Source organism: Neobacillus niacini (assembly GCF_031457145.1).
GTDB lineage: Bacteria > Bacillota > Bacilli > Bacillales > Cytobacillaceae > Neobacillus > Neobacillus niacini_J.
Map to the genome: position 1 here is coordinate 489,403 of NZ_JAVDVZ010000001.1, position 25,084 is coordinate 514,486.

At 37.5% G+C, this 25,084-nt stretch carries 27 protein-coding genes; 22 read left to right on the forward strand and 5 right to left on the reverse strand.

Annotated features, from left to right (window positions below; translation table 11 throughout):
- Window positions 1–1,202 precede the first annotated feature (1,202 nt).
- The 3 genes from J2Y03_RS02650 to J2Y03_RS02660 all read left to right on the forward strand — a co-directional run bounded on the left by J2Y03_RS02650 (window position 1,203) and on the right by J2Y03_RS02660 (window position 3,187).
- Window positions 1,203–2,018, forward strand: a complete 816-nt coding sequence (locus tag J2Y03_RS02650) for a YitT family protein (RefSeq protein ID WP_396954167.1) — start codon at window positions 1,203–1,205, stop codon at window positions 2,016–2,018.
- 106 nt (window positions 2,019–2,124) lie between these two features.
- A complete protein-coding gene (locus J2Y03_RS02655) occupies window positions 2,125–2,991 on the forward strand; it encodes an SPFH domain-containing protein (RefSeq protein ID WP_132097074.1) in 867 nt (288 codons plus the stop codon).
- A gap of 13 nt (window positions 2,992–3,004) precedes the next feature.
- Window positions 3,005–3,187, forward strand: coding sequence for a type II toxin-antitoxin system antitoxin (locus tag J2Y03_RS02660; protein WP_310190421.1), 183 nt, complete (start codon window positions 3,005–3,007; stop codon window positions 3,185–3,187).
- A gap of 191 nt (window positions 3,188–3,378) precedes the next feature.
- Here J2Y03_RS02660 and J2Y03_RS02665 read toward each other — a convergent pair whose 3' ends face one another.
- Window positions 3,379–3,630, reverse strand: a complete 252-nt coding sequence (locus J2Y03_RS02665) for a sigma-G-dependent sporulation-specific acid-soluble spore protein CsgA (protein WP_310190423.1) — start codon at window positions 3,628–3,630, stop codon at window positions 3,379–3,381.
- A 149-nt stretch (window positions 3,631–3,779) separates the two neighbouring features.
- Between J2Y03_RS02665 and pssA the strand changes: the two genes are divergently transcribed.
- Both pssA and J2Y03_RS02675 read left to right on the forward strand, forming a co-directional pair.
- The gene (pssA, locus tag J2Y03_RS02670; RefSeq protein WP_310190425.1) at window positions 3,780–4,271 is read left to right on the forward strand and encodes a CDP-diacylglycerol--serine O-phosphatidyltransferase; all 492 of its coding nucleotides are present in this window, start codon (window positions 3,780–3,782) and stop codon (window positions 4,269–4,271) included.
- Window positions 4,272–4,409: 138 nt separating this feature from the next.
- Complete coding sequence (locus tag J2Y03_RS02675; protein ID WP_310190427.1) at window positions 4,410–4,679, forward strand: hypothetical protein; 270 nt, start codon at window positions 4,410–4,412, stop codon at window positions 4,677–4,679.
- Window positions 4,680–4,712: 33 nt separating this feature from the next.
- Here the strand turns inward: J2Y03_RS02675 and J2Y03_RS02680 are convergent, their stop codons facing one another.
- Window positions 4,713–5,597, reverse strand: a complete 885-nt coding sequence (locus J2Y03_RS02680; RefSeq protein WP_310190428.1) for a VanW family protein — start codon at window positions 5,595–5,597, stop codon at window positions 4,713–4,715.
- A 213-nt stretch (window positions 5,598–5,810) separates the two neighbouring features.
- Between J2Y03_RS02680 and J2Y03_RS02685 the strand changes: the two genes are divergently transcribed.
- From J2Y03_RS02685 to J2Y03_RS02695, 3 genes are all read left to right on the forward strand, one after another.
- Window positions 5,811–6,005: a hypothetical protein gene (locus J2Y03_RS02685; RefSeq protein ID WP_132097079.1), complete on the forward strand. Its 195-nt coding sequence runs from the start codon at window positions 5,811–5,813 to the stop codon at window positions 6,003–6,005.
- Between the two features lie 491 nt (window positions 6,006–6,496).
- Window positions 6,497–7,060, forward strand: a complete 564-nt coding sequence (locus tag J2Y03_RS02690; RefSeq protein WP_310191336.1) for a TetR/AcrR family transcriptional regulator — start codon at window positions 6,497–6,499, stop codon at window positions 7,058–7,060.
- A 256-nt stretch (window positions 7,061–7,316) separates the two neighbouring features.
- On the forward strand, window positions 7,317–8,087 hold the full coding sequence (locus J2Y03_RS02695; protein WP_310191339.1) for an SDR family NAD(P)-dependent oxidoreductase: 771 nt from the start codon (window positions 7,317–7,319) through the stop codon (window positions 8,085–8,087).
- A gap of 218 nt (window positions 8,088–8,305) precedes the next feature.
- On the opposite strand, the gene J2Y03_RS02700 is transcribed toward J2Y03_RS02695, so the two are convergent.
- Together J2Y03_RS02700 and J2Y03_RS02705 are read right to left on the reverse strand one after the other, a co-directional pair.
- Window positions 8,306–9,046: a hypothetical protein gene (locus tag J2Y03_RS02700; protein WP_310190430.1), complete on the reverse strand. Its 741-nt coding sequence runs from the start codon at window positions 9,044–9,046 to the stop codon at window positions 8,306–8,308.
- Window positions 9,043–9,543 carry an RNA polymerase sigma factor gene (locus tag J2Y03_RS02705; RefSeq protein WP_310190433.1) on the reverse strand — a complete coding sequence of 167 codons (501 nt, stop codon included), beginning with the start codon at window positions 9,541–9,543 and terminating at the stop codon, window positions 9,043–9,045. Before J2Y03_RS02705 ends, J2Y03_RS02700 begins: the two co-directional genes overlap by 4 nt.
- A 247-nt stretch (window positions 9,544–9,790) precedes the next feature.
- Between J2Y03_RS02705 and J2Y03_RS02710 the strand changes: the two genes are divergently transcribed.
- The 10 genes from J2Y03_RS02710 to mug all read left to right on the forward strand — a co-directional run bounded on the left by J2Y03_RS02710 (window position 9,791) and on the right by mug (window position 19,837).
- The gene (locus J2Y03_RS02710; RefSeq protein WP_132097083.1) at window positions 9,791–10,492 is read left to right on the forward strand and encodes a response regulator transcription factor; all 702 of its coding nucleotides are present in this window, start codon (window positions 9,791–9,793) and stop codon (window positions 10,490–10,492) included.
- The gene (locus tag J2Y03_RS02715; RefSeq protein WP_132097100.1) at window positions 10,464–11,882 is read left to right on the forward strand and encodes a sensor histidine kinase; all 1,419 of its coding nucleotides are present in this window, start codon (window positions 10,464–10,466) and stop codon (window positions 11,880–11,882) included. The genes J2Y03_RS02710 and J2Y03_RS02715 overlap by 29 nt, the downstream gene beginning before the upstream one ends.
- A 165-nt stretch (window positions 11,883–12,047) precedes the next feature.
- Complete coding sequence (locus J2Y03_RS02720) at window positions 12,048–13,505, forward strand: S1C family serine protease (protein WP_310190437.1); 1,458 nt, start codon at window positions 12,048–12,050, stop codon at window positions 13,503–13,505.
- Between the two features lie 17 nt (window positions 13,506–13,522).
- Window positions 13,523–14,416 carry a peptidylprolyl isomerase gene (locus tag J2Y03_RS02725; RefSeq protein ID WP_310190440.1) on the forward strand — a complete coding sequence of 298 codons (894 nt, stop codon included), beginning with the start codon at window positions 13,523–13,525 and terminating at the stop codon, window positions 14,414–14,416.
- A 20-nt stretch (window positions 14,417–14,436) separates the two neighbouring features.
- The gene (locus J2Y03_RS02730; protein ID WP_310190443.1) at window positions 14,437–14,853 is read left to right on the forward strand and encodes a hypothetical protein; all 417 of its coding nucleotides are present in this window, start codon (window positions 14,437–14,439) and stop codon (window positions 14,851–14,853) included.
- Window positions 14,854–14,967: 114 nt separating this feature from the next.
- Window positions 14,968–15,102, forward strand: coding sequence for an RAxF-45 family protein (locus J2Y03_RS02735; RefSeq protein ID WP_310190446.1), 135 nt, complete (start codon window positions 14,968–14,970; stop codon window positions 15,100–15,102).
- A gap of 141 nt (window positions 15,103–15,243) precedes the next feature.
- Window positions 15,244–17,118 carry a ribosomal protection-like ABC-F family protein gene (gene abc-f, locus J2Y03_RS02740; RefSeq protein WP_310190449.1) on the forward strand — a complete coding sequence of 625 codons (1,875 nt, stop codon included), beginning with the start codon at window positions 15,244–15,246 and terminating at the stop codon, window positions 17,116–17,118.
- Window positions 17,119–17,274: 156 nt separating this feature from the next.
- Entirely contained in the window at window positions 17,275–18,588 is a 1,314-nt protein-coding gene (locus tag J2Y03_RS02745) for a Na+/H+ antiporter NhaC family protein (protein WP_310190451.1), read from the forward strand.
- 97 nt (window positions 18,589–18,685) lie between these two features.
- Window positions 18,686–19,264, forward strand: coding sequence for a YitT family protein (locus J2Y03_RS02750; RefSeq protein ID WP_310190454.1), 579 nt, complete (start codon window positions 18,686–18,688; stop codon window positions 19,262–19,264).
- A gap of 63 nt (window positions 19,265–19,327) precedes the next feature.
- Window positions 19,328–19,837: a G/U mismatch-specific DNA glycosylase gene (gene mug / locus J2Y03_RS02755; RefSeq protein WP_310191342.1), complete on the forward strand. Its 510-nt coding sequence runs from the start codon at window positions 19,328–19,330 to the stop codon at window positions 19,835–19,837.
- A gap of 152 nt (window positions 19,838–19,989) precedes the next feature.
- On the opposite strand, the gene shc is transcribed toward mug, so the two are convergent.
- Window positions 19,990–21,855 (reverse strand): squalene--hopene cyclase, encoded by a 1,866-nt coding sequence (shc, locus tag J2Y03_RS02760; RefSeq protein ID WP_310190455.1) that lies wholly within the window; start codon window positions 21,853–21,855, stop codon window positions 19,990–19,992.
- A gap of 154 nt (window positions 21,856–22,009) precedes the next feature.
- On the opposite strand from shc, the gene J2Y03_RS02765 reads away from it, so the two are divergent.
- The 4 genes from J2Y03_RS02765 (at window position 22,010) to J2Y03_RS02780 (ending at window position 24,979) form a co-directional block, all read left to right on the forward strand.
- Window positions 22,010–23,056, forward strand: coding sequence for a DUF2515 domain-containing protein (locus J2Y03_RS02765; protein WP_310191345.1), 1,047 nt, complete (start codon window positions 22,010–22,012; stop codon window positions 23,054–23,056).
- Window positions 23,049–23,432, forward strand: coding sequence for a CBO0543 family protein (locus tag J2Y03_RS02770; RefSeq protein ID WP_310190457.1), 384 nt, complete (start codon window positions 23,049–23,051; stop codon window positions 23,430–23,432). The genes J2Y03_RS02765 and J2Y03_RS02770 overlap by 8 nt, the downstream gene beginning before the upstream one ends.
- Before the next feature lie 222 nt (window positions 23,433–23,654).
- Window positions 23,655–24,092, forward strand: a complete 438-nt coding sequence (locus tag J2Y03_RS02775) for a peptidylprolyl isomerase (protein WP_132097090.1) — start codon at window positions 23,655–23,657, stop codon at window positions 24,090–24,092.
- A 101-nt stretch (window positions 24,093–24,193) separates the two neighbouring features.
- Entirely contained in the window at window positions 24,194–24,979 is a 786-nt protein-coding gene (locus tag J2Y03_RS02780; RefSeq protein WP_310190459.1) for a divergent polysaccharide deacetylase family protein, read from the forward strand.
- The last annotated feature ends 105 nt before the right edge of the window (window positions 24,980–25,084 follow it).

Genomic DNA, 25,084 nt, shown 5'->3' on the forward strand with positions numbered 1-25,084 from the left:
CAAAGAACATAAACCTTGTTTGTGATAATACAAGTATTTTTAATAGTCTATTAATTTTGAAAAGTTCACCAATTCGTCACAAGAAGCTGTGTTATAGAAAGATTCTGGTGCTATACTATAAGTGTAAAGGATAAATAAAAAAAAATAACTTCTTAGGAGACTCAACCATCCGTGTTCGTTCCGTTTGTGAACGAGTAGTAAAGGTTTTCCCTTTGCAATGTTTGGTAGGTGGAGCGATGTAAATTGAATTGGAAAGGTGTAAGTCCTAACGAAACCTTCTTTTTAGAGAATGAGGAATTCGCTTAATCAAAATGAAAGGTACAAAGTTATTGGGATTTGGGAGTAAAGTAAAATTTATCTATCTAAGAAAAAGCACGTAGATAAATCACTCAAACCAAAATGATCTTTCTTAAAATTATGATGGAAGCTTCCTTTTGTGAAGAAACCTTAAGTAATGATGAATAGAAAGAATCAAGCAACCAATAACGAAAACAAATAGAAGGTACAAAACTATTTGGTCCTTAAAGTTTGAGTATAGGTGCTCACCTAAAAAGTAGAGGATTGTTAACAGATAACGATATATGATAAATGAATTCACTTTATCACCATTGCTATCTAAACCTTCAACCAATCCAAATCCTACATTGCCAAGATGCTAAGCCAAATAAAAGGATATGAGTCCATCGGTATAACCGGTAAATTTGTTTCTTTAAAGGAATTTGAATTCCATTAAATTTCATGAGAATTAATTCCTTCAACGGAACTGCACACATCGGCTAAATCTTTAAACCTTCTATTAGATCGTAAAAGACTAAAAAGAAGTAAGTAATCATTTTGGCTGATGTCATGGTTGGGTCCCCTAAGAGGTTAAATTCCCAAGAAGCTGTCTCAAATAGAGGCGGCTTCTTTTATTTTTATTTATAAGGATGTTCATAGATACTGTTGATTTTAGAACTTGTTGATTGGAGCGCAATCAACCGCCAAGTGTAACACAGCTATTATAAAAAAAGTTGGGAAATAAAGTGTATAAATATTCAAAAAACTACTAATTCACTGTTATAATGGAATTAAAAGAAAATCACGAAAGGGGCAAGATAATGTCAGGAGTTCCGAACATTGATCTTAACGAGGAACAGAAGGTAATGTTGGAAAAAGTTCAACAACACAGAGGATTGACAACCAGAAAAATTATTCAAAGAATTATGTTAATTACTATCGGCGCTGCCTTAATGGCGGTAGGACTGGAAATTTTCCTGGTACCCAATCATGTTATTGATGGAGGTATTGTAGGGATCTCGATCATTTTATCTTATTTGACTGGTTGGAAATTAGGTATTTTTATCTTTATTCTTAATATCCCTTTTTTCTTTATCGGATATAAACAAATTGGTAAAACCTTCGCATTATCCACTCTTTATGGAATTATTATACTTTCCATTGGCACTACATTACTTCATCCAGTACCTGCCTTTACCCAGGATATATTACTGGCAACCGTTTTTGGGGGAATCGTCCTCGGAATCGGAGTAGGGATGGTCATCCGCTATGGAGGATCCCTAGATGGAACAGAGATTCTCGCCATTCTCTTTAATAAAAAGCTTCCATTTTCTGTTGGTGAAATCATAATGTTTTTCAATTTATTCATACTCGGAAGCGCAGGTTTTGTTTTTTCTTGGGATCGAGCTATGTACTCTCTCATTGCCTATTTTGTTGCTTATAAGACCATTGATATTACCATTACTGGTCTTGATGAATCAAAGTCAGTTTGGATAATTAGTGACAACTCACAAGAAATCGGCGAGGCCATTATGAATCGGCTAGGTCGTGGTGTGACGTATATTAATGGAGAGGGTGCCTATTCGGGTGATCAAAAAAAAGTAATTTTTTGTGTTATAAACCGTCTTGAAGAAGCAAAGTTGAAGGAAATTGTGACAGAAAGTGATGAAAACGCATTCCTGGCAGTTGCCGATATTGCGGAGGTCCGCGGCGGCAGATTTAAAAAAAGAGATATCCACTAAAAGTTGCCGTTGGCGGCTTTTTTTTGTTTTTTTAGTTTCAATTTTGATACCAAAGTGATATCATAATGATAGTAGTTAGATATTACATCTTAAAGGAGTGATTGTCTTGAAGGAAAAAGAAATGTTTAAAGTGAACGGTTTATTTGGTGTTATCCTATTCCTTGTTTTTGCTGGAATAGTGGTATTCAGTTTTCGGCAATTTATACTGAGTGAAAATTTCCTTATGTTGACTGTTGCCATTGTTTTCTTGTTATTAACATTGCTTCTTGTTTCTGGTTTTACGATTATTCAACCAAACTCAGCAAAGGTTTTTACGCTTTTTGGCAGTTATTTAGGTGTGATCAAACAAGAAGGCTTTTGGTTATCGGTTCCATTAACGGCAAGAACAAACGTGTCTCTAAGGGTGATAAATTTTAACAGTGATAAATTAAAAGTAAACGATTTAGAAGGAAATCCGATTGAAATCGCTGCTGTTGTCGTTTATAAGGTGTTTGATTCAGCGAAGGCAGTTTTTGATGTTGAAGATTATAAGGAATTCGTTCATACACAAAGTGAAACTGGGCTGCGCCACATTGCTAGTCAGTATCCTTACGATAATTTTAATAACGACTATGAAATCTCTTTGCGCCAACATTCGGATGAAGTCGCGGATGAGTTAACAAAGGATCTTCAGAATAGACTTGTTCTAGCGGGTGTGGAAATCATCGAAGCGAGAATCATGCATTTAGCCTATTCTAGTGAAATCGCCCATGCGATGCTGCAAAGACAACAGGCAAAAGCAGTGTTAGCAGCCAGGAAGGTAATTGTTGAGGGAGCCGTTTCAATGGTAAAATCTGCAATCGACCAACTGAGTACAGAGGGAATTGTTGAACTTGATGAAGAAAAGAAAGCACAAATGGTAAATAATTTAATGGTAGCTTTAGTATCTGAGAAGGGGAGCCAGCCGATAATCAATACAGGAAGTATCTATTAAGGTTGTGATGTAAGTGGCTGAGAAAAAAAGATTTTTACTGCGAATTGATCAGGAAATTTATGACGCTCTTGAAAAATGGGCAGAGGATGAATTCCGAAGTGTTAACGCGCAAATTGAAATAATCATCAAAAAAGGCTTAAAAGATTCAGGAAGATTAAAAAGACCTGGAAGCAGCCGGAAGAAAAATGAGGAATAAGACATTTAAAGCTGTATAGTGGAATTCAAGAAACGACAGTTTTCTGTCGTTTCTTGATGAAAACGCAACTTAGAAACTCGTCTTTTGTCAATGTATGCGCTTACCTAGGAAATATTTATCGGAGTTTCATCAAAATTTCCCAAAAAGAGATGTAGTTTTTAACAAACATTTCTTTTTTATGTAACTCATACCTAAAATAGCAGTTCGAATACTTCATTTAATTCGTGAGCCCTTTTTTCATCTTTTTCTTCTTTTGCATAGTTAATTTCATTAGGGAGAATTTCATTTAAAAAGTTTATTTCTTTTTGATTTAAGTGTCTTACCAAATCACCCTCGGATGAAAATTTACCCTCTGTTAGTTTGCGATATATTTGCCTGCCCTCATTATGTCCGTCACTGTAATTTGATAAAATTTCACGTAAATAACCCAATGTTTTATCCATTCTCTTCATCCATCCTTTCATTTTTATAATTTGAAGAAATGCTTTTTCTATACCATGATGATAATTTAGATTCGCTTTTCAAAAATTGGTGCAGAATAAAGAAGGAGTAACTTTTGAATGGAACGGTAGACACAAAAGGGGGGATCTGCTTGATAAACCATTTGGTGAGAGCAGTACCAAATTTATTTACCATTGGTAATTTACTATCAGGTGTCTTTTCCATAACCTTTAATATGAATGGATATATACAAATGGCAGCAATGTTTATATTTTTATCGGTAATCTTTGATTTTTTTGATGGACGATTGGCTAGAAGGTTAAAAATCGATAGTGAATTTGGTGTAGAACTGGACTCATTAGCTGATATTGTTAGTCTTGGTGTAGCGCCAGCGCTGCTATTTTACTCTTTAGAACCACCGTCAGTTTACACAACCATAGCATTTATGCTATTCCCGACTATGGGTGCATTACGGTTGGCGAAATTTAATGTAAAACCTACAAGAGGCTTTTTTATAGGTCTGCCGATCACGGCTGCTGGACTATTAATGGCGTGTATGGGGATATTTCTTTATAGCAATGCCTTTATCACCATTCTTTTGTCCATACTGATGATTAGCCCTGTGAGGATAAAGAAGCTTTAATGTTAACTTTTTGAAATCTGTATACAAATTACAAATTACCTTTACTTTTCCAATCATATTCTCATCAAAAAGGTAAAGATTAAGCTAATGGAGGGGTCATTCACCTTTCCGTTTAATGTTGATAAAGGAGTGCTTTGGATGAGAAATATGATATATCCGTTTTTCAATATGGTAGGTAAAAAACGAAAGAGAAGAGGAACCATGTGGGCATCTCTTCTTGGACTTGGAATAAGTGCCGCTGTTTTTGGACTAACAAGAGGAAAACGAAAAAATATGGTACAGCCGTTTCAACATCTAGTCCAAAGCTTTACACCCAAAACTAACCTAAATAATATGAACAACACAGCACTTGCAGAGTTCTCTGAAGAGTTACTGGCTAGTGCATTACAAAATGATAAAAATCGTTAAAGCAAAAAGTCCGCATTTGTATATGCGGACTTTTTATAATGGCGGGAAAGGAACTTTTTTTGGTTGGTATTCAATGACATCCGAAGAAAAGAGCGTAATGACTAGAAGATTCCCCATCGTTCTTGCTTGGATGATGATTGGTTGATTATACATATTCTTAAATTCAAAGTCAGGACCATACCAGCTTACAGTAGCATCACGTCCAGGTGGAATATAAGGAACATGCCTGCTGTGAGTAAAACGCTGCACGATTTTTAATCCAGCGCTATCAACTGCATTGAATAGTGTTGAGGAAACTTGGCAAATGCCGCCGCCAATATCTTCTGCATATTCACCTCTCACAATCACTTTAGCCTTTTCATAGCCCTTGGCTGCAGTCCTTCTTCCCACTACACGATTAAAAGAAAATGTTTCTCCCGGAAAGATGACATGATTATTGATTGCTTCAACTGCGAGCTTGATATTGGTTGTCCGTTTCTTATTAGTAGGATTAAAAGAAGTGATATAACGTCCGATTCGTATACTCCGGATATCCGCTAATAGTTCACTATCAACTTTAGGGTAAACGGGGTACATGGGAATTTCTAAGGTTGCAGTTCGATTTTGGAAAAAATAGGTGTAAAATTTTTCGGTAAATGCCTGGCGATTTATAATTAAACCAGCCTGCTCAGGAATAATATTTTCATGCTTGTCCAATTTTGCATCCTTAGGAGAAACGGAAAACTGCTTGTCTAATTGTGTTAACAGGTCGTCATACTTTTTGGTATCCAGAATTAAATAATGTTGGCCCCCGACCGAGTATTCTTCTCTATTGATAATGGAAACTGGTTTCCCATCTCTTGTGATTTGTAAACTAGCTTGAGGTATTACTTGTTGAATCATAAGTAATCCACTAAATAACCATGCGAAAAAATACATATCTTTCAATCCTCCTCACAATAATTTGAGGCAAAGTGGTTATTTTTATGTAAAAAAGTTATTTACATATTCGTAGTAGGGGATAGGCAGCAAGTGTCACTCTTTTTTTAGGTTTTGTTGAAAAAAGTGTAGAATAATAGTATATAATCAAGTAATAATACGAATTATACAATTTGCTAGCAGACTGCTATATAAATGATAGGAGTGTCTCCCTTGGCTGAAAATGGAAGAATACAATTAAATGTAAGGATTACAAAAGAAACCTCAGACAAACTAGATGAAATTGTTGAATACTATCAAGAAAATCTCAAATTAGGTCGAGTATACAAAGGTGATGTTTTGACGGATATAATCGAAAAGTCATATGAAGTAATGAATAAGCAAAAACAGGGAATAAGGAGATATTAATTTTTCTGAAGGAAATAAATATTTGTTAGAATATTTAGAAATTAATTTGAATATTTAATGTTTGGGGGTATTATAATAATAGCTGCTGCATACCAACTGGTTAGTATGTAATAGGGATGGAGTGAATGGAATTTTTATATTCTGCTAAGTGAAAGAGTTACAGGCAAAGCTGACTAACTTCATGGAACAGCATGTAAACCCAAATGAAATAGTATATGAGCAACATTTAAACGAGCAAGAAAATTGGTAGTGTGATGTCCCTAACGCATTGCAAAAGGTTAACTGGTGCTGCAAGTTTGAATTTTTATGTAAGCGCATTTAAAGACGCGAAGCCTTTGGCAGACCGATGTCTAGCCAAGGGGTTATTAACGAGAGGAAACCGTAAAAAAATAGGAAGAAATTCAACTATTTTGCAAAATTGTCCACAAGTGAGCAAGAAAGGAGTATGGTATAATTTCCTTACACATTTTAAGATTGCGAGGACATATGCGGTGAAAGACAAAATAACTGAACATAGTATCCAACTGTTTGAAAAACAGGGTTTTAAGGAAACGTCCATTCAGGATATTGTGGATTCGATCGGTGTAACCAAAGGGACTTTTTACTATTATTTTTCTAGTAAAGAAGAACTATTAATGGACATTCATCTTGGATACATTAATTACTTACTTGAACAACAAAGTAAGATTTTAGAGAACAATAACAGCTGTAAAGAAAAACTATTTGAAATTGTTTATATGCTAATCAAAAATATAAAGAAACAAGGTTCTGCAGCAAATATCTTCTTTAGGGAAATGAAAAATTTAAATGAAGAACGGCTTGCTTTAATTGTCCCGAAGCGAGATGAATTCCGCTTGAATATTGAAAAATTACTAAATGACGGAATCGAAAAGGGAGAGTTTAAGGCTAATTTAAATGCCCATATCATTACCTTTGCTATTCTTGGAGCTACTAATTGGAGCTATCAATGGTTTAAACCAAATGGCACTTCTACTGATCTGGAAGTAGCGAAAATATTTGTTGAAATGATTTTAGAAGGAATTCAATCAAATTAAAAAATAGTGGAGGGTATTGTTTTCATGTAAACCCTCCTTCAATAGTCACTTACTATCAAGTTAGTATGTAATTAAATAACTGAATTTTTAGAATTATTGAGGTGGTGCGAGGCTTCATCGCTACGATAATAAAAAGAAGGAGCAAACCAATGATCTTCGGTTCGCGAATTTTAACTATAAAGCAAAAATGTTAATGTTAATTGATTATGCAGGCATGGTTGCTGCTGGAGAGTTGTAAAAGGAGAGGAGAAAAATGATGAGGTTCCAAGAAACGATTGCATTGGTAACAGGAGCGGGAAGTGGCATTGGGAAGGCAACGGCTGCTCGTCTTGCAAGCGAAGGGGCAAAAGTCATTCTCGTTGGCAGGACAAAAGCAAAGCTTGAGGAAACAGCGAATGAAATCAACCAAATCAATAAAATTCCTCGTGCAGAAATTTTCGCAGCAGACGTAACAGATTCAGAGGATGTCAGAGAACTTGCAGACTATGTAAATGAGCAATTTGGGGATTTGCATATTTTAGTTAATAATGCCGGTGGTTCTACCAACAGCAGCATTTTAGGGATGACAGAAAATGAATGGGATTATGTGATCGATGTTAATTTGAAAAGTATCTTTCTAGTTTCACAAGCTCTCGGAAAAATAATGACAGAGGGGGCGAAGCGTGAAAACCGTGATCGTGCGATTGTCAATGTGGCGTCTCTATCGGCCCATCAGGCTGGAGCAGAAATACCGCATTACAGTGCAGCAAAAGCAGGTGTCATCAATTTTACGAGGTCGCTCGCTTTAGAATTATCCTCTTATGGCATTCGCGTGAATTCCGTTTCACCGGGTTTTGCTGAAACCGCTTTAATTGAACAAGGGCTTCAAAACGATAAATTTGTTCGGGCGATTCAACGAAATACTGCTCTACAGAGAGTGGGAAGACCGGAGGAAATCGCCAACGTAATTGTCTTTGCAGCTTCAAGTGAGGCTTCCTATATGACAGGTTCCGATTTGTTGGTAGATGGCGGCTGGCTAATTAAATAATAGTGCATTAGTTGCGGATAACGGAAATTAGTTGTGGATAGCGAGAAATACTGGCGGATAGCGGAAAATACAAAAGAGATCTAGATTTTCCAAACGGGGTCCGTTTTCCTTCATAAACCATAAAACAACTATCTGTAAGTTAAATGGATATCAACTGGCACTGCAACCTGTTGCAGTGCTTTTGGTTTGCAAAAATAAAATAGCCCAGTCAAACTGAGCTATTCTACATTTTTCGGTTGAATTGGATTGTTTGCTATAATGATTTCTACTTCTTCATACCCCTCTAGAAATGCAAAGTTATATCTAGCTGGAAGTGCGAAAATATATTCATTATTTTGTCCCAGCATTGTTGGACCAATAGGAGCTGTACCAATATGAAATTCCCCCTTTTCAAGTGTGGACCATTGATCGTGAGTAAAAATCATAATTGGAATATCTTGTCTCGGTTTTTCCTCCGTCCATTCAGGATGTCTAATTAATAGGATTTGACCATTTTCAATTTGTTGTTGATCAATAGAAATACCCTCCCAAGAATCTGATACAATCTGATAATGATCCCAACTTGTTGGTAACGTAAAGGTAAATCCATATTCTGTATTTTCATAAAGAATTTCAGTTTGCTTTGGATTAATTTCCTCTTTGTCTTTGTTTTCATCTATTGTAGTATGTCCATTACTTTGTTGCCCTGGTTTATTTGAATCAGAACTTGATGGACTATCCTTAATTATCGGAACAGTAACAATGGCGAATAGCACGAAGGCAGCAACACTTGCTAAACCTATTGAAATCTTTTTCATTAATGCAGCCCTCTTTTTCTGCTTATCAAATGAACTTGCAAATTGTAATAGGTTTTCATGAATGATATCTTGGGTATCTTTAGTAAACTGTTTATCATAATCAGGCCCTGGTAATGATCGAATTTTTCTCTCTAAATCATAAAATTTCTCATTATCTTTCATAGAGAAAATCCTCCTATACTTTTTTGTAGTGTCTTTAAAGCACGGTGATAGGTGATTCGAACCTTATTTTCATTCCAATTTAATATGGAGGCAGTTTCAGAGACAGAGAGTTCTTTAATCCCTCTAAGGATGATTACATCTCGATAATTGACTTTTAAAGAGTGGATTGCTTGATAAAGCAACCTGTTATTTTCATTGAGTTGGAGAATTTCCTCTGGTGTTTCCTTATATGTCTTCTCATCCCAGAACCAAATCATTTGTTTCAACCTTAACCGCTTCCTTTTTCTCATTTCATCTATCCCCACATGACGAGCAATCGAGAAAAGCCAGGTTTTAGGACTTGATCTTTTCTGATAAGTATCAAAGCCTTTAATTGCTCGGATAAAAACTTCCTGCACCAGATCTTCTACATCACTTGAACCGATGTAATAAACTAAGAAATGGTATATATCTTTGTTGTACAAGGAAAACCACTCCGAAATTTTGTCGCTAATCATCAGTTGTTCAACTCCATTTTTCCTCCGATTTTATACTCATAAATTAGTCGAATTAGTGCAACATTTATTTCTATTTTTATTAATATTATTTAAGATTTATTTTTCAGACCTCTTTTTCATGAAGAATATTAACAAACCATGAACAAACTATTAAATCCCCGGGAAGATTTTGCGGTATAGTTGATATGTAAAAAAAATGCTATAAAATTAAGAAAAGAAGAGCTTTTTGCTAGGAGATGAAGGTATTTTGAAAATACTCGTGATTGAAGATAATACAAGTGTTTGTTCGATGATTGAGATGTTTTTTGCAAAAGAAGGAATTGAAGGGACCTTTGTAAATGATGGTCTTGAAGGGTACAACACGTTCAAAACAGGAACGTGGGACGCCTTGATTGTCGATTGGATGCTTCCTGGTATGGACGGAGTAAGTATTTGCCGGAAAATTAGAGAAGAGAAACATACGGTGCCGATTATCATGCTGACGGCGAAAGATACAGAATCAGACCAAGTACTTGGACTTGAAATGGGAGCAGATGATTATGTGACGAAGCCATTTAGCCCACTTACTCTTATGGCGAGAATTAAGGCGGTCACACGCAGGTACCAAACACAAGTTCATAATCAGCAGGATGATTTCCTTCAGACGGAACATTTTAAAATAAGTAAAAATACTCGGGAAGTCCTTGTGGATGGGACTCCTGTAACAAACCTTACGCCAAAAGAGTTCGATCTTTTATATTATATGGTCGAACATCCTCGACAGGTATTTTCTAGAGAACAGCTCTTAGAAAGGGTTTGGGGATATCAATTTTACGGTGATGAACGGACAGTAGATGTTCACATTAAGCGACTGCGGAAAAAGGTAGAAACCACTGCGCAGCCATTCTTCCACACTGTATGGGGAGTAGGTTATAAATTTGATGAATCGGCTCAGACAGATAAGAATTAACTATATTTCTCAACAATTTATCAGCCATATTAGTATCATCATTGTGGCTTTCCTTGTTTTAAGCCTTTTATTTGCACATTATGTTGGAAATTTGGTGTATGAAACTAAAGCAGATGAATTGATCTCCTATGGAGAAGCGATTATTTCTGATATTGACCGTAATCCTGTTCTCTCGGAGCAAATTATCAATCAATATAGTAATGTTTTACGATCAAGAAAAATAAGTTTTAGTATGTTTGATCAAGAGGCCAATCTTTATGCTGTGGGAAGAAGTGGGCCAGCTATCGAGTTAAACCCATCTGAGTGGGAGAAGATTAAAAATGGAACAAAGATTATCGTCCAAAGTGATTATAAACGATTTGATCAGGGTGTTACCTTTGTTGTCTTACCTTATATAGATCGTGGCAGGTTTATTGGTGGGATATTGTTAACCTCGCCTATCAGTGGGTCAAGTATTATGATTCGTCAAGTGAATCAATTCTTAATTTATACGATCCTGATAGCACTAGGCGTCTCCTTTTTACTGAGCTGGCTTTTATCAAAAATCCATGTCAACCGAATAAAGCGGCTCCGTGAAGCGACATCGCTTGTCTCTGCGGGAGATTACCATGTCCATGTGCCGTCCTCTAATTTTGACGAAATCGGTGAATTGGCCAATGATTTCAACCATATGGTGAAAAAATTAAATCACTCGATGGAAGAAATCGAAAGCCTAGAAAATCGCAGACGGCAATTTATGGCGGATGTTTCTCATGAAATGCGAACACCATTAACTACTATTAGCGGGGTCGTCGAGGGATTAAAGAATGACATGATTCCTGAAGAGGATAAAGAACGAGGCATAAATTTAGTGAGTCAGGAAGCAAAGCGGTTGATTCGCCTAGTTAATGAAAACCTTGATTATGAAAAAATAAGGTCCAATCAAATTGAGTTATATAGAGAAAATATCCAGCTGTTAGAACTGTTAGAAATCATTCAAGAACAATTGTCCGTACAGGCAGAGGAGAAAAATGTTCATATTATCGTTGAGGCAGACGAGGAAGTGATGGTCAATGCGGACTATGACCGTCTTGTCCAAATTTTAATTAATATTACCAAGAACAGCATCCAGTTTACGACTGATGGCACGATTTGGCTTAGAGGCCGTACGGAACAGAATGCTACGATTATTGAAGTAGAAGATACAGGTATTGGCATCGACCCAAGTGAAGTGGAAAAAATATGGCGGCGTTTTTACAAAGCTGAAATATCCAGGACAAGTAATCCATATGGTGCTTTTGGTCTAGGTCTTTCCATCGTAAAGCAGCTCGTTCTCCTCCATAACGGAGAAATTAAGGTTCAAAGCGAAAAAGGAAAAGGGACCAAATTTACCATTACTTTTAATCAGTAAACAGCAGGAATTCTCTGCTGTTTTTTATTTTATTAAAAATAATACTTTTGTCTTAAATATTTCCAAATCCCGTTATAGTTTGTTAACAGTTTTTTCATATTTGTAGGCTAAAGTATAGATATAGTAATCAATTACACAATTTTAGTGTAAAGGAGTAGAAAGAGTATGAATTACAAAGATGAATTCGAAAGAGAGAATGAAAATAACACCCAACATCCATCAGATGAAGCTTCAGATGTTCATGATATCAAGCCAGAAGAATATGAGACTAAATCCCAGCAGGGGGAAGAAGGAGAACGGCAATCAGTATTTACTACGAGTGAACCAGAAAGTACGGTGTTAGAGGAAAGTGAAGATGATAAATCAGAAGAACGATCACAAGAAAGTACCGAAGAAAGGTCAGAAGAACCCCTACAACCTACGAACCGTGTAGAACTAAAAAACAATTCAAAGAATAAGAAGAAAAAGTTAAAAGGGTTTGCCTCTATGGTAGCAGCAGGTGTTGTTGGTTCGGTATTGACCTTAACGATACTTCCTTATACCGACTATATGGAAAACTTTAGTAATGCGGGAAGTCAATCAAATGGTATCCCCATACAGAACACAAATCCTGAGGTAAATACGGTTACAGCACAGCCAACCTCTGCAAAATCATCTTCATCGATTGCTGACACGGTTGAGCACCTGTCCAAAACAATTGTTGGGATTGTCAATTACCAGCAGCGTCAAAGCAGAAGCTTTTATGGAAGTAGTACATCTCAGGATGTTGAAAGTGGTATGGGTACAGGGGTTATTTTTCAGAAAAAAAATGACATTGCCTACATCGTTACCAACAACCACGTCGTAGAGGGTGCCACAAAGCTTGAGGTATCGTTATTTAACGGTGAAAAGGTAAATGCAGAAGTTGTTGGAACAGATGCTTTAACTGATTTGGCCGTTTTGAAAATTGATAGTAAAAACGTTGAAGCTACCGCCCAGTTTGGTGATTCATCCACACTTCGACCTGGGGATGAAGTTTATGCGATTGGGAACCCGCTCGGACTAGAATTCTCAAGAACAGTTACCCAAGGTATCATCAGTGCGGTAAACAGGAGTATTGATGTTTCTACCTCAGCGGGAAATTGGGAAACCAATGTTATCCAAACAGACGCAGCCATCAATCCTGGAAATAGCGGCGGTGCATTAATTAACCCTGAAGGTTTAGTTATTGGAATCAATAGCTTGAAAATTGCTAACAGCGGCGTCGAGGGATTAGGATTTGCGATTCCAAGTAACGATCTCATTCCGATTGTCAATCAATTAATTGAAAACGGAAAAGTAGAGAGACCTTATCTTGGAATTGGGCTTTCAGATTTAACGGAGGTGCCCCAATTATACTGGGAGAACCTTCCGGATAGCGTAAAAGAAGGGGTAATGATTACCGCTGTTGAACCTAACTCTGCTGCTGGTAATGGTGGATTAAGAGCACAGGATGTGATTGTTTCCATGAATGGAACCAAAATCGCAAACGCCTCAGATTTAAGAAAATTCTTGTACTCAGAAGTAAAAATTGGCGATGAAATTAAATTTGAAGTCTATCGTGACGGTAAGCTTACCAGTGTAAACGTTAAGCTAGCGAAATAATCAAAGGGAGCAAAAGAATGACTTTTATCGAAAAAAATAAAAAATTACTTATTACCATCGTGGTACTTATTCTCGCGATGAGTGTTTTTCTAAGCTTAGCGCTAACAAAGGATAAAGCCATTGCCAAAATAGACGGTGAATCCATCAGTAAAGACGAGCTTTACGATGAAATGGTAAATCAGTATGGTGCAGCAACTGTCGAGCATATGATCTCCGATAAAATCGTTGCCTTAGAAGCAAAAAAACAAAAGGTCAATATTTCAGATGCAGAGTTGACTAAAGAAGTGGATAAATTAAAAGAATCATATGGCGGCGAAGATGTTTTTAATCAAATGTTGGAAGCTAATAATACAACCGTTGATGAATTAAAAGAGGATTTGAAAAATTATCTAACTTTACGTAAACTGCTTGAACCTCAAATCGAGATAACCGATGATGACTTAAAAACATATTTTGATGAGAATAAGGATTCATTGGGTGAAGCAGAACAAGTAAATGCAAGCCATATCCTTGTGGAAGATGAAGCGACTGCAAAAGAAGTCAAACAAAAGTTGTCCGATGGAGCGGATTTTGCTGAATTAGCAAAGGAATATTCAACAGATGAGGGTTCAAAGGGAAATGGCGGTAAGCTTGGCTTTTTCCCTAAAGGTACCATGGTAACAGAATTTGAGGATGTAGCCTTTGCTCTACCGATTAATGAAATTAGTGAGCCAGTAAAGTCTGATTATGGGTATCATATTATTAAAGTAGAAGAAAAAAAGGAAGCAAAAGAAGCAAATTATGATGATAGTAAAGCAGCTATAAAGCAAACACTGATTGATCAAAAAATGGAATCTGAGTACTCCATTTGGCTAGAAGATAAGAAAAAGGATTATGATATTGAAAATTCTCTTGAAAGTGTCGTTGGATAATTCTTCATTAAGAGGTGACAATGGTGAATCAGGTCGGAAGATATGCAGCAAGTGAAGATGTAGACGATATCGAACTGATGAAAATGGTCATGGAGCTTCCGGAAAAAGACAAAATGATTATGTGGTCTCAAGGTTATATGGATTTGGTGATTGAAAAATTGCCTGAGTACGCGCGCGACATTTTGGAGAATCGAAAGAATAAATGGGAAGATACATTGGGATTTTATCGACAACAGATTCAAGAAATACTCAGCGATGAGGAATTTATAAAACAGGCAAAGGGCGAACGGAAGCTGTTTGCCCTTTTTGTCATGGAACACTATCGGGATCTCCAGTCCTTATTGTTTGCAGCTTATGATGGAAAAATAAAAGACGAGGATATTAGGAAGTTTGTCTATAGAAGACGATTTGGTGGTAGGAAAAAGTATATTCATTAAAAAAACGAATATTAGATTTCAAACCTTTCGATAAGTCAGATATAATGGGCTTGCAATGTTTACAAGAAATAATTACAATAATAGTATCTTGAAGTGAAACGGAGGTGTAAAGAGATGGTTGGTTCTATTTTTGTACGTGTACAGTGGCTAGAAGCGCTATATTTGTGCCGTGCGATTTTTCATGATGTAGTTGTCAAAGGGGGTAGTCTGTCCTTTTTTCAAAACTGCAAATTGAATATAGAACGATAACACATCTCTTTACCCATTATAAAAATAGGTTAAAAGAGGGTGCATTTTTAGCACTCTTTTTTCATGCCATTTTTCGAGGAGCGGGTATCTATAGATGCCTGCTTTTTTATGTAAAGAGAGTGTTCAAAAAGGAGAATGAACATGATCGTATGTAGTGTTAATCATATCGCAAAATCTTTTGGTGGAAATATTATTTTTGAAGATTTATCTTTTGAGGTCCATGAAGGGAATCGAGTGGGCTTGGTTGGACGAAACGGCAGCGGGAAAACCACTTTGTTAAAATTGCTTGCCAATCAAGAAAGTGTTGACGCTGGAGCCATACATTGGAAAAAGGGGCTGAAAATTGGCTATCTTGCCCAAATTCCTGATTATAGGGATTTAACAGTCAAAGAAGTCCTAAAGACAGCATTCGAACAATTAGTTGAGACAGAAACAAAACTTCAGCAATTAGAGGTAGAGATGGGGCAAGAGCTTACCCCTACTGATTTAGATAGGTTAATGAATCAATATGGAAAGCTGCAGGATGATTTCATCCTAAACGGCGGGTATGAAATGGATGCACAAATGGACCGTGTTTCACATGGTTTAAAGATAACAGACCTAATTGATAAACCTTTTTCACTTTTAAGCGGTGGTGAAAAGACAAAGGTTGGTCTGGCGTTAAGCTTACTAAAGAAGCCTGAACTTCTGTTATTAGATGAACCGACGAACCACTTAGACTTAATGGCGATTGAGTGGCTAGGAACCTTCCTTAAGGAATATTCAGGCACAATAATTTTGATTTCCCATGATCGCTACTTTTTAGATGAGGTCGTGACGAAGGTACTCGATATGGAAGATGGGGAAATCGAGCTGTACCATGCAAATTTTAGCGGCTTTTTGAAAGAGAAGGAAGAGCGATTGTTACGAGAATTCCAGGAGTACCAGGAGCAGCAGCGAAAAATCAAAAAAATGAAGGAAGCGATAAAACGCCTTCGTGATTGGGCCAATCGCGCCAATCCGCCAAGCGCCGCACTTCATAAACGGGCAACGAATATGCAGAGGGCACTCGACCGAATAGAAAAACTTGATCGTCCGAAGCTGGATGTAAAGAAAATGGCGATTGATTTTGAAGCCAATGATCGGAGCGGAAAAGATGTCATCAAGCTTGAGGATGTCTCGAAAAGCTTTGGCAGCCGGACGCTTTTTGAAAAAGTAAATATGCTTGTTCAGTACAAGAATCGGGCAGCGATTGTTGGTGAAAACGGAACGGGGAAATCAACCTTACTAAAAATGATTCTTCGCGAATGTGAAAGTGATCAAGGTACAGTTAAGGTTGGAAGTAATGTTAAGGTTGGTTATTTATCACAACATGTTTTTAATACAATTGGTAATGAAAGTGTAATCGATATTTTCCGTTCAGAAGTAACAGTAAATGAAGGGGAAGCACGACATATTTTAGCGCGGTTTTTATTTTACGGACCAGCGGTTTTCCGAAAGGTTAATCAATTGAGCGGGGGGGAAAGAATGCGATTACGCCTTGCACAGCTCATGTATCAGGATATTAATCTTTTAATCCTTGATGAACCGACGAACCACCTTGATATTGATTCGTGTGAGGTGTTAGAAGAGGCATTAGAACAATTTAATGGTACGATACTTGCTGTTTCACACGACCGTTATTTTCTCAATAAATTGTTTAATAAAATTTATTGGCTTCAGGATGGGACTATTCACTTCTTTGATGGGAATTATGACTGGGCAAAAGGAAAGTTGAGTACGGTAGAGGTAGTGCAGGCTGCAGAACCAGAAAGAATGCCACAAAAAAAGGTTGAAAAGCCTCAAGCTGCGAAGGTTTCTGTTCAGGTGGTGGATATCGAGCAAAAGCTTGAAGAGCTTGAATCCAAAATCCACTCTTTGAATAAGAAGATGGAAAGTGTAATGGATATAGAGACACTTCAGAAATATTATGCAGAATTAGAAGGAATGGAAGGCGAAAGGGATCAATTATACAGACAATTAGATGAAGTGGTATGACCTTACATCGTCAACACTCAACTGAAGAGTGTCAAAATATTTTTAACACGTTCTAATTTGTTTGGAGCCGTTGAAAGCACGGCTCTATTTATTTTGCTTTTCGTAAGATACTGCATTCATTATAATAAGGTATATTAAAAATAAGGTTGGTATGTAATGGAAAGATTCTCAGTGAAGCAATTAATTTTCCTTCTGGCAGTTACTCTAGCAGGTGTATGTTGGTCGGTTCTTTTTTCTCAACCGCTAGTCATCGGGTTTCTGCCAGGCTATATAATACTCATATTTCTTTCAAAACGAAAAAAGCAATCGTTTAAACAAATTTTCCAAGTTAGCATGAGAGGCGTATATAAGACGAGAATTGTTATTTTCATTCTATTCCTGGTTAGTTTTTTACTTCCATCCTGGTATTTGTCTGGGACGATTAATCAAATGGTGAAAATTGCCCTTTATTTGATTAATCCTGATTATTTTTTTGTTTTAACGTTTATAGTCTCCATGGTGTTTTCGATGCTATTGGGTACCACAGTTGGAACACTTAGTGCAATTGGTATACCTATCTTAGGGACAGCTACAGTGCTGAACCTGCCAACTGAGGTGGTAGCAGGTGCATTGGTTTCAGGTGCGTTTGTTGGAGATCGAACTTCTCCATTTTCTAGTGCACATCAGCTCTTAGCTCATACAATAGAATTACCAGTGAAGAAACAATGGAATGCGATGTTATTCACGACGGTAATGGCTGTAGGTATCTCTTTGCTGTTCTACGGGGCATTTGACTACTTTACGGAACCCAAAATGAATCATGTAGAATCGTTGCATTGGAATGAGCTTTCCTTGATAAAGTTTATTCCACCGATTGTTTTGCTGCTAATCGTTGTGTTTAGAATGAGCATACTTTATGCCTTCCTATCTAGTATACTAGCGGCTGCTATCATTACGATGATGGAGGGATCCGGAGTTTCGGATATAGTGCGGGCATTATGGTATGGGATTGATGGTCTCGGCGGAGGCTTCATTCATATGTACGAACTATTGCTGTTTCTAGCCTTGGCTGGTGCCTATAATGGTCTGATAGAGGAGCTGAATGTCATCCAGCCTTATTTGGATAAATGGCTGCAAAATTCAACTTCCTTAACAGGTGACACGTTAAAAACATTCCTTGCTACTCTATTAATTAGTTTAATTGCGGCTAATCAAACGCTCCCGATAATCCTCACGGGCAGGTCCTTCTTGCCTCATTGGACAAGTAAATATGGGAAAGAGGAATTGGCTAGAGTGATGGGGGATACGACAATGCTATTTCCTGGAATGGTGCCATGGAGTGTGCTGGCAATCATGTGCAGCACGATTGTCGGAATTCCTATCTTGGATTATTTGCCCTATGCACTATTTTTATGGCTTCTACCTTGTTTAACGGTTATGGTTTCCTTTTACAAACATGTCCGAAAATCAAAAAGAATCGTAACAGCGTAAGGAACGGAGGTCTATTCTCCGTTCTTTTTGTTGTGAATGAACTCCCTTGTACAAACATATAAGTGGTTATATAGAATTTTGGACAAGGGATGATAGCATGCTGAAGAAATTGGCTGTAATCGGATTCGGAAGTACGATGATCGGCATCGGGGTTAACGGATTTATATTGCCATTCCATTTAATTAATGGCGGTATGTTTGGGATTAGTATCGTGTTTAATTATCTGTGGCAATTAAATATTGGTTTAACCTTTGTATTTTTGAATATTCCTGTTTACCTATTAGCATATAAATCAGACTTTCATTATTTTTTATACGGATTAATTGGGGCTATTTTTTCTGGTTTCATGATTGAATTCTTGGTGCCACTAAGGGATGTATTTCATTTACCGATTATTAGTTCGGTGATTATTGGAGGATCCATCATTGGTATTGGAGTAGGGACGATGCTTAGGAACCACATAAGTCCAGGGGGGATGGATCTTCTCGCATTATTACTTGCAAAATGGACAAAGATTAATGTTGGAATCATTGGATATGCCATTGATACTGTGATAATAATGTCGAGTCTCTTACTTCTTCAGGAACCTAGATTACTATATTCGTTGTTAGTCGTATCCATTGTTGGTATATTAGCTACTGCGATAACCTCATATGGGATAGATGAGTCATTATGAAAAAAGTAGGTAGTTTAGTAGTATAGAATGAGAAATATTTTATGAATTGAGGTTTGTTATATGTTGAAACCAGTAAATGATCATATAAAAGAGAATTTAAAAATTCTCTTTGTCGGATTTAATCCTAGTATTCGTTCCAGTGAAACGGGACATCATTTTGCTAATCCCAACAACCGGTTTTGGCGAATCTTACATGAAGCAGGATTGACTCCTCGAAAATTTGACGCAGCTGAAGACGCTAAGTTGTTAGAGCTAGGCATGGGGATTACTAATATTGTAGCTAGACCGACGAAAGCAGCGGATGAGATTACAAAGGAAGAATATAAAGAAGGACAAGAAATTCTCAGGAAAAAGATCGAGCAGTTGAAGCCGCGAGTGGTCTGTTTTGTGGGTAAGGGAGTTTACCAGGAATATAGCGGATTGAAAAAGGTTCCATGGGGGAGGCAGGAGGAAGCGCTCGTTCCAGGCACGATTGACTTTGTCGCTCCATCATCGAGCGGGCTGGTTAGAATGAGAGTGGAGGAAATTGTTGAGATTTATAAGGGGCTTGGTGCGGTGCTTGCTCATGAATAAGATAATGATAGTATGATTGTGCCCGAAAATATGTAGAGAGTGGGATTTGGGGAAGAATCCGAATTTTTCTGCGAAATTGAAATCATATACGCAACCGAGGAGTTATATTTGTACAAATAGAAAAATCGACGGGGACACCAGGCCCCGTCGATTCATGAATCAAATTTCCTTTGATAATGAGCCAATGACAGCAGCGGGAAGATGTACCGGTAGCTATGATAATGTATATAAAAAGCACCAGCCATGCCTTGGCCTTTGGGGTAGTCTGTCGTCCAATCTTCTTTTTGTAGATTCCTCAATAAGTAGGAAATACCTTTGCGTATCTCTGGTGTCGGTTTGTCTGAAACACTAATTAATGCATCCAGTGCCCAGGCGGTGTGGGTCAAAGTGCTCTCCTTCAATGGGGTATATTTTCCGTTACTATCACTATAACAAGATTCGCCCCAGCCGCCATCACTGTTTTGAATTCCTCGCAGCCATATTACTGCCTTTTGAATCGAAGAATCGCTGAAAGGTACCCTAACTGCTGCTAATCCTGTTACGGCACTCCAGGTCCCGTAAATATAACAAATTCCCCATCTGCCATACCAGGAACCATCCACCTCTTGATGGTCAACCAGCCATTTTACTCCCTTTATAATCGTTCTGTGGTCTTTCGGGACATTCGTATAGTTCCCAAAGAACTCAAGGGTACGACCCGTGATATCTGCACACGATGGATCAGTTAGGATAAACTCGCCTTTTTCAATTGGTAAAAATTCAAAAATCTTTTTATCAGTGTTTTTTTCAAAAGCTGCCCAGCCCCCATCGTCATTTTGCATCGACAACAGCCAGTTAATCCCGCGACTCCACGTGTCTAGATTTGTAGAAGTCATTCTTGAGATAGATCTTAAGGACGCGGTCGTATCATCAACGTCAGGATTGATATTGTTTATATTTGAAAAACCCCAGCCACCTGGCAAACTGTTAGGATTATGAATCACCCAATCTCCGTATTGATCATGTTGTCTGTCTAGTAAATATTGATTTGCTTCCACAACCATTTTATCTTCAGGTGATAACCCAGCTTCTTGAAGAGCGTAGCCAATTAGCGAGGTATTCCAAACATTTGCTGTTGTATATTGCATATGTGGAAGTCCGTTAATTTCAGTTTTCATGGATTTAATCCCATTAATCGCAGCTATGATAACTGGATCGGTTTTCTTATACCCAAGTGAGAGGAGAGCGAAAATCATTAAAAAAGTTGAGCTGTAATAGCTGTAAAACGTACCATCTTTTTCAATATGGTCCAGCATATACTTTTTAGCGCGCTGTATAGCAATCCTATGAAGCTGCTGGGGCAACCCCATCAAATCCTTTTTCCCTTCTTCGATAAAGGAATAAAGGGAGCGCATTTTCTCCGAACGAATCCAGGTAACAGGATGATTTCGACTAACAATTAAATCAGAAAGGTCGGGGCTCCTACCCGTTTTCAAGGTGAATTTTTTGTCAGCAAGAATCATCATTGGAGTTAGATTTGCCCTTCCGTAAACCGAAAAAGAATAAAAGTTAATGGGAAAATGGAGCGGCAGCAAGATGATTTCAATCGGGAGAGGGGAGAACCTTGGCCATTTAAGTTGACCAGTTAAGGACAACATCACTTTTGTGAACATATTAACCTCTTCAATCCCGCCCTTGGATAAAATAAACTTTTTCGCTGCCTGAAGCCGTTTATCCTTTTTTTCATAGTATCCAGAATACAGAAGCGCATAATAACATTCCACGGTAGCAGTGAGATTACCAGAGTGCTCATCATAAAAAAGCTTCCAGGAACCATTTTTTTCTTGTCTGGATAAAATCCTCTCAGCGAGACCCTTTATTAATTCTTCATCATTTATTTCCAATGTCCGTAATAAAATGATCATATAGGTATCTGTTGATAATCCAGTTTCAAACGGATAAGCCCAGGAGCCATCGGGAGATTGATCCCTTCTAAGCATTTCAACCAACCAGTCAATGCCTTTACTTGTATCGATCATCGCAGGCGTTCAGTCCTCTCCCAATTGAATATTTCCATCTATACATATTCAGGAAGTAGAAGGAGAATTCTCGAGGGAGGTGATTGTAATTTTTTTTATCAGGAACCGGGAGAAACCACCAATCGAATTCATTAAGGATGAAATAAAGTTAAAAATGAAAAACGCCGCACTCCAACCATTAACAAAAGAAAATCAGGGACTTTTTGAAAGGATAAGACGTGAAACACAGGAACTGAACCTGAATAATGTTACAAGAACGAAAGCTTATTTTGATATTTATCAAAAACATCCCGAAATCCATTGGGCATTTTTAGGCCATATGGTGTCAAGAAATGGCGGCTGGAACATGACCGATTTAAAGGGGGACTTGCTTACTCGCTTACTGACGAAAAAGGAACGGAATGACTATTTTAGCTTTTTAGAACGTGGGAATTGGCTGATTTTTCAGGACGCCTATCCACAATTTTTGCTATACGGTGAAAGTTTGAAAAGGGGTAAACCACTGTTTTACTTGTTGCCTTATTTAAATATTTCAACTTTCATGGAGACGATTTGGAACTATTTTTGGAGAAGTCCAGACCCCTATATCCTTACCATGGCACTCGTCATTAACGAACAAAATTATTTAGAAAAAAGGGTTATACAAAATCCAGTTTATCAAAAGGATGTTTTAAACACGTTGGAGTTTAAACTGCAGGATGTCCTTTCTTTTAATCAAATTTTGTTTCCCTATCGAAAAAACAGCCTTGCTGGGCAAACACTTCATCAGTTTCAAACCTTACATGAACGGATTTTATTAGGAAAAAGATTGTATAAGGTTCTTTTTCAAAAAAAAGATTCATTTATTAAATGGGCAAAAGAACATCCTCATACAGGTTCCAGAAAAGATTATTGGCCGCATATTTTCAATAATGTGAACGAAGGTATTCCTGGGATTCCATATCAGCTCCGATTAAACTCTTGCAAGCTGAGATGGGGAGCTAGCAAAATTTATAGTCCTGATTTAATGTCTGCATGGAAAATTGTTCATCATCAAGAAGCGGAAAAGGGAGATTGGTTTAGAGATGGGCAAGTTGCAGACTATCTTCTGGAGACTAATGAAACACAAATTAACGGGGAGATTGAATATGAATACTGTAAAACACTCGAAAGGCTTGAACTTGCCTCCTTGGCAAAAAAAGTCATTACCCTTTTTGATTAAAGAATATGGTCCAACAGTCTTTTTGGCGATTTTGCTAGGAACTAGCTTGGATCTTTACTTTGTTGGCAAGAATATGTACATGTTCCCAATTAGACCGTTTCCAGAGGTGTTTTCGGTTAACATTGCATTCACCTTCGTAGCTTTGCCTGTATTAGTTTTGGTTTACCTTAAAATGATGAAGCAGGTTTCAAAATGGGGGAGAGTAGGAATTATTTTATTTCTAAGCTTATTAATGCCAATTGTTGAGAGGTTTTCTGAACTGTTTGGATTATTTGTGCATAGTCAGGAATGGAAGCATATTTATACCTTTTTTGGATACCTAATTTTCTTATCAATCATTTTATTATTTTATCGTTTGACAAATAAAGACCATTAAAAAAGCCAAGACCGGAGTCTTGGCTTCTTGTAATGCCGCTAAAAGCGACACTACGTACCCCTTCCGTCCGTACAGTGGTTAAGTGTCCCGCAACAAGCGAATGTTCGGAAGGGGTAAAGTTATAATACCACAAAATTGAAGATTTGAACCATGAAACTTTCTTTTCTACGTTGGAAAGTGTATCATAAAGATGAATTTTTTTACATAAAGGAGATGTTAATTGTGGCAAAAAAAGGACACATACAAATGCAAAACGGTGAGAAAATCGAATTTGAATTGTATCCAAATGAAGCACCGGGTACAGTTGCAAACTTTGAAAAGTTAGCAAAAGAAGGTTTTTACAACGGGTTAAATTTCCACCGAGTTATTCCTGGTTTTGTTAGCCAAGGTGGATGCCCAACTGGAACAGGCACTGGTGGTCCAGGTTATACAATTAAATGTGAGACACAAGGAAATCCACACACACATGTACCTGGATCTCTTTCAATGGCACATGCTGGTAAAGATACAGGCGGCAGCCAATTCTTTATCGTTCATGAGTCGCAGCCACATCTAAATGGTGTTCACACTGTTTTTGGTAAAGTGACTTCTGGTCTAGAAGCAGCAAAAGCAATGAGAAATGGCGATGTCATGGAAAAAGTTGAAGTATACGACGAATAGAATACACGTTAAGAAGGGCCTTATTATAAGGTCCTTTTTTGTTGGAATGAATCTTTTATCACAGGGCAAATTAACGTAAAACATTCAAATGGAGGTTTTTTATGAAAAGATTTGCTCTGTGCCTTGTCCCATTTTTGTTGCTATCTATGCAGAATCCTGCATCAGCTGAAAAAAATGTTGAAAAGCAGCTTAAGGCGGCAATTATTATTGATGATTTCGGCGGTGGAACGGGTGGTGTGAGAGATTTTCTCGAAGGTGACATTCCAATCACAGCGGCGGTTATGCCTTTTACTGAGCACTCCAAGAAACACGCTGAGTGGGCACATAAAAATGGCTTCGAGGTAATCGTACACTTACCGATGGAGCCAAAGAAAGGGAAACGCTCGTGGTTAGGACCAAAACCGATTACAGTAGACCTTTCACCAAAAGAGGTAAAAAGCAGAGTGGAAGAAGCAATAAAGTCCGTACCTCATGCAATTGGGATGAATAATCATATGGGCTCCAGAGCGGTAGAGGATGAGGGAATCGTTAGAGCGATTGTCGAAGTAGCGAGGGAAAAGAAGTTATATATTATCGATAGTGGAACAAGCCCCAATTCCAAATTTCCTAAAGTGGCCGAGGAAATGAATGTCCCACTTTTAAAAAGAGATGTTTTCCTGGATGATATATCTTCTTCAAACCACGTCAGACAGCAGATGAACAGATTGGCTAAAATAACTGAATTCAGTGGTAAAGGAATTGCTATTGGTCATGTTGGGGTAACGGGCAAAGTATGTTCTGTAGGGATATTTCAATCGATGGATGAATTTAAAAAACGCAATATCAAAATCGTACCGGCATCAGAACTATTTTCAACAAAATTAACAGAACAATATTTTGTTCCATAAAACAGGATATTTTACATTTACTGAGCCTGTCACCAAGGGATTATATGTCCTTGTGGTTACAGGCTCTTTTGCGATAAACTTAACTCGTTTTTTCCTGATTTATAT

Bases quoted from the DNA above. Each gene is read 5' to 3' on its own strand.
- J2Y03_RS02650 (WP_396954167.1), top strand. From the start codon at position 1,203: ATGTTAATTACTATCGGCGCTGCCTTAATGGCGGTAGGACTGGAAATT.
- J2Y03_RS02665 (WP_310190423.1), bottom strand. From the start codon at position 3,630: ATGGATAAAACATTGGGTTATTTACGTGAAATTTTATCAAATTACAGT.
- J2Y03_RS02675 (WP_310190427.1), top strand. From the start codon at position 4,410: ATGAGAAATATGATATATCCGTTTTTCAATATGGTAGGTAAAAAACGA.
- J2Y03_RS02680 (WP_310190428.1), bottom strand. From the start codon at position 5,597: ATGTATTTTTTCGCATGGTTATTTAGTGGATTACTTATGATTCAACAA.
- J2Y03_RS02695 (WP_310191339.1), top strand. From the start codon at position 7,317: ATGAGGTTCCAAGAAACGATTGCATTGGTAACAGGAGCGGGAAGTGGC.
- J2Y03_RS02700 (WP_310190430.1), bottom strand. From the start codon at position 9,046: ATGAAAGATAATGAGAAATTTTATGATTTAGAGAGAAAAATTCGATCA.
- J2Y03_RS02705 (WP_310190433.1), bottom strand. From the start codon at position 9,543: ATGATTAGCGACAAAATTTCGGAGTGGTTTTCCTTGTACAACAAAGAT.
- J2Y03_RS02715 (WP_132097100.1), top strand. From the start codon at position 10,464: ATGAATCGGCTCAGACAGATAAGAATTAACTATATTTCTCAACAATTT.
- J2Y03_RS02720 (WP_310190437.1), top strand. From the start codon at position 12,048: ATGAATTACAAAGATGAATTCGAAAGAGAGAATGAAAATAACACCCAA.
- J2Y03_RS02725 (WP_310190440.1), top strand. From the start codon at position 13,523: ATGACTTTTATCGAAAAAAATAAAAAATTACTTATTACCATCGTGGTA.
- J2Y03_RS02730 (WP_310190443.1), top strand. From the start codon at position 14,437: ATGGTGAATCAGGTCGGAAGATATGCAGCAAGTGAAGATGTAGACGAT.
- J2Y03_RS02735 (WP_310190446.1), top strand. From the start codon at position 14,968: ATGGTTGGTTCTATTTTTGTACGTGTACAGTGGCTAGAAGCGCTATAT.
- abc-f (WP_310190449.1), top strand. From the start codon at position 15,244: ATGATCGTATGTAGTGTTAATCATATCGCAAAATCTTTTGGTGGAAAT.
- J2Y03_RS02745 (WP_310190451.1), top strand. From the start codon at position 17,275: ATGGAAAGATTCTCAGTGAAGCAATTAATTTTCCTTCTGGCAGTTACT.
- J2Y03_RS02750 (WP_310190454.1), top strand. From the start codon at position 18,686: ATGCTGAAGAAATTGGCTGTAATCGGATTCGGAAGTACGATGATCGGC.
- shc (WP_310190455.1), bottom strand. From the start codon at position 21,855: ATGATCGATACAAGTAAAGGCATTGACTGGTTGGTTGAAATGCTTAGA.
- J2Y03_RS02765 (WP_310191345.1), top strand. From the start codon at position 22,010: ATGAAAAACGCCGCACTCCAACCATTAACAAAAGAAAATCAGGGACTT.
- J2Y03_RS02780 (WP_310190459.1), top strand. From the start codon at position 24,194: ATGAAAAGATTTGCTCTGTGCCTTGTCCCATTTTTGTTGCTATCTATG.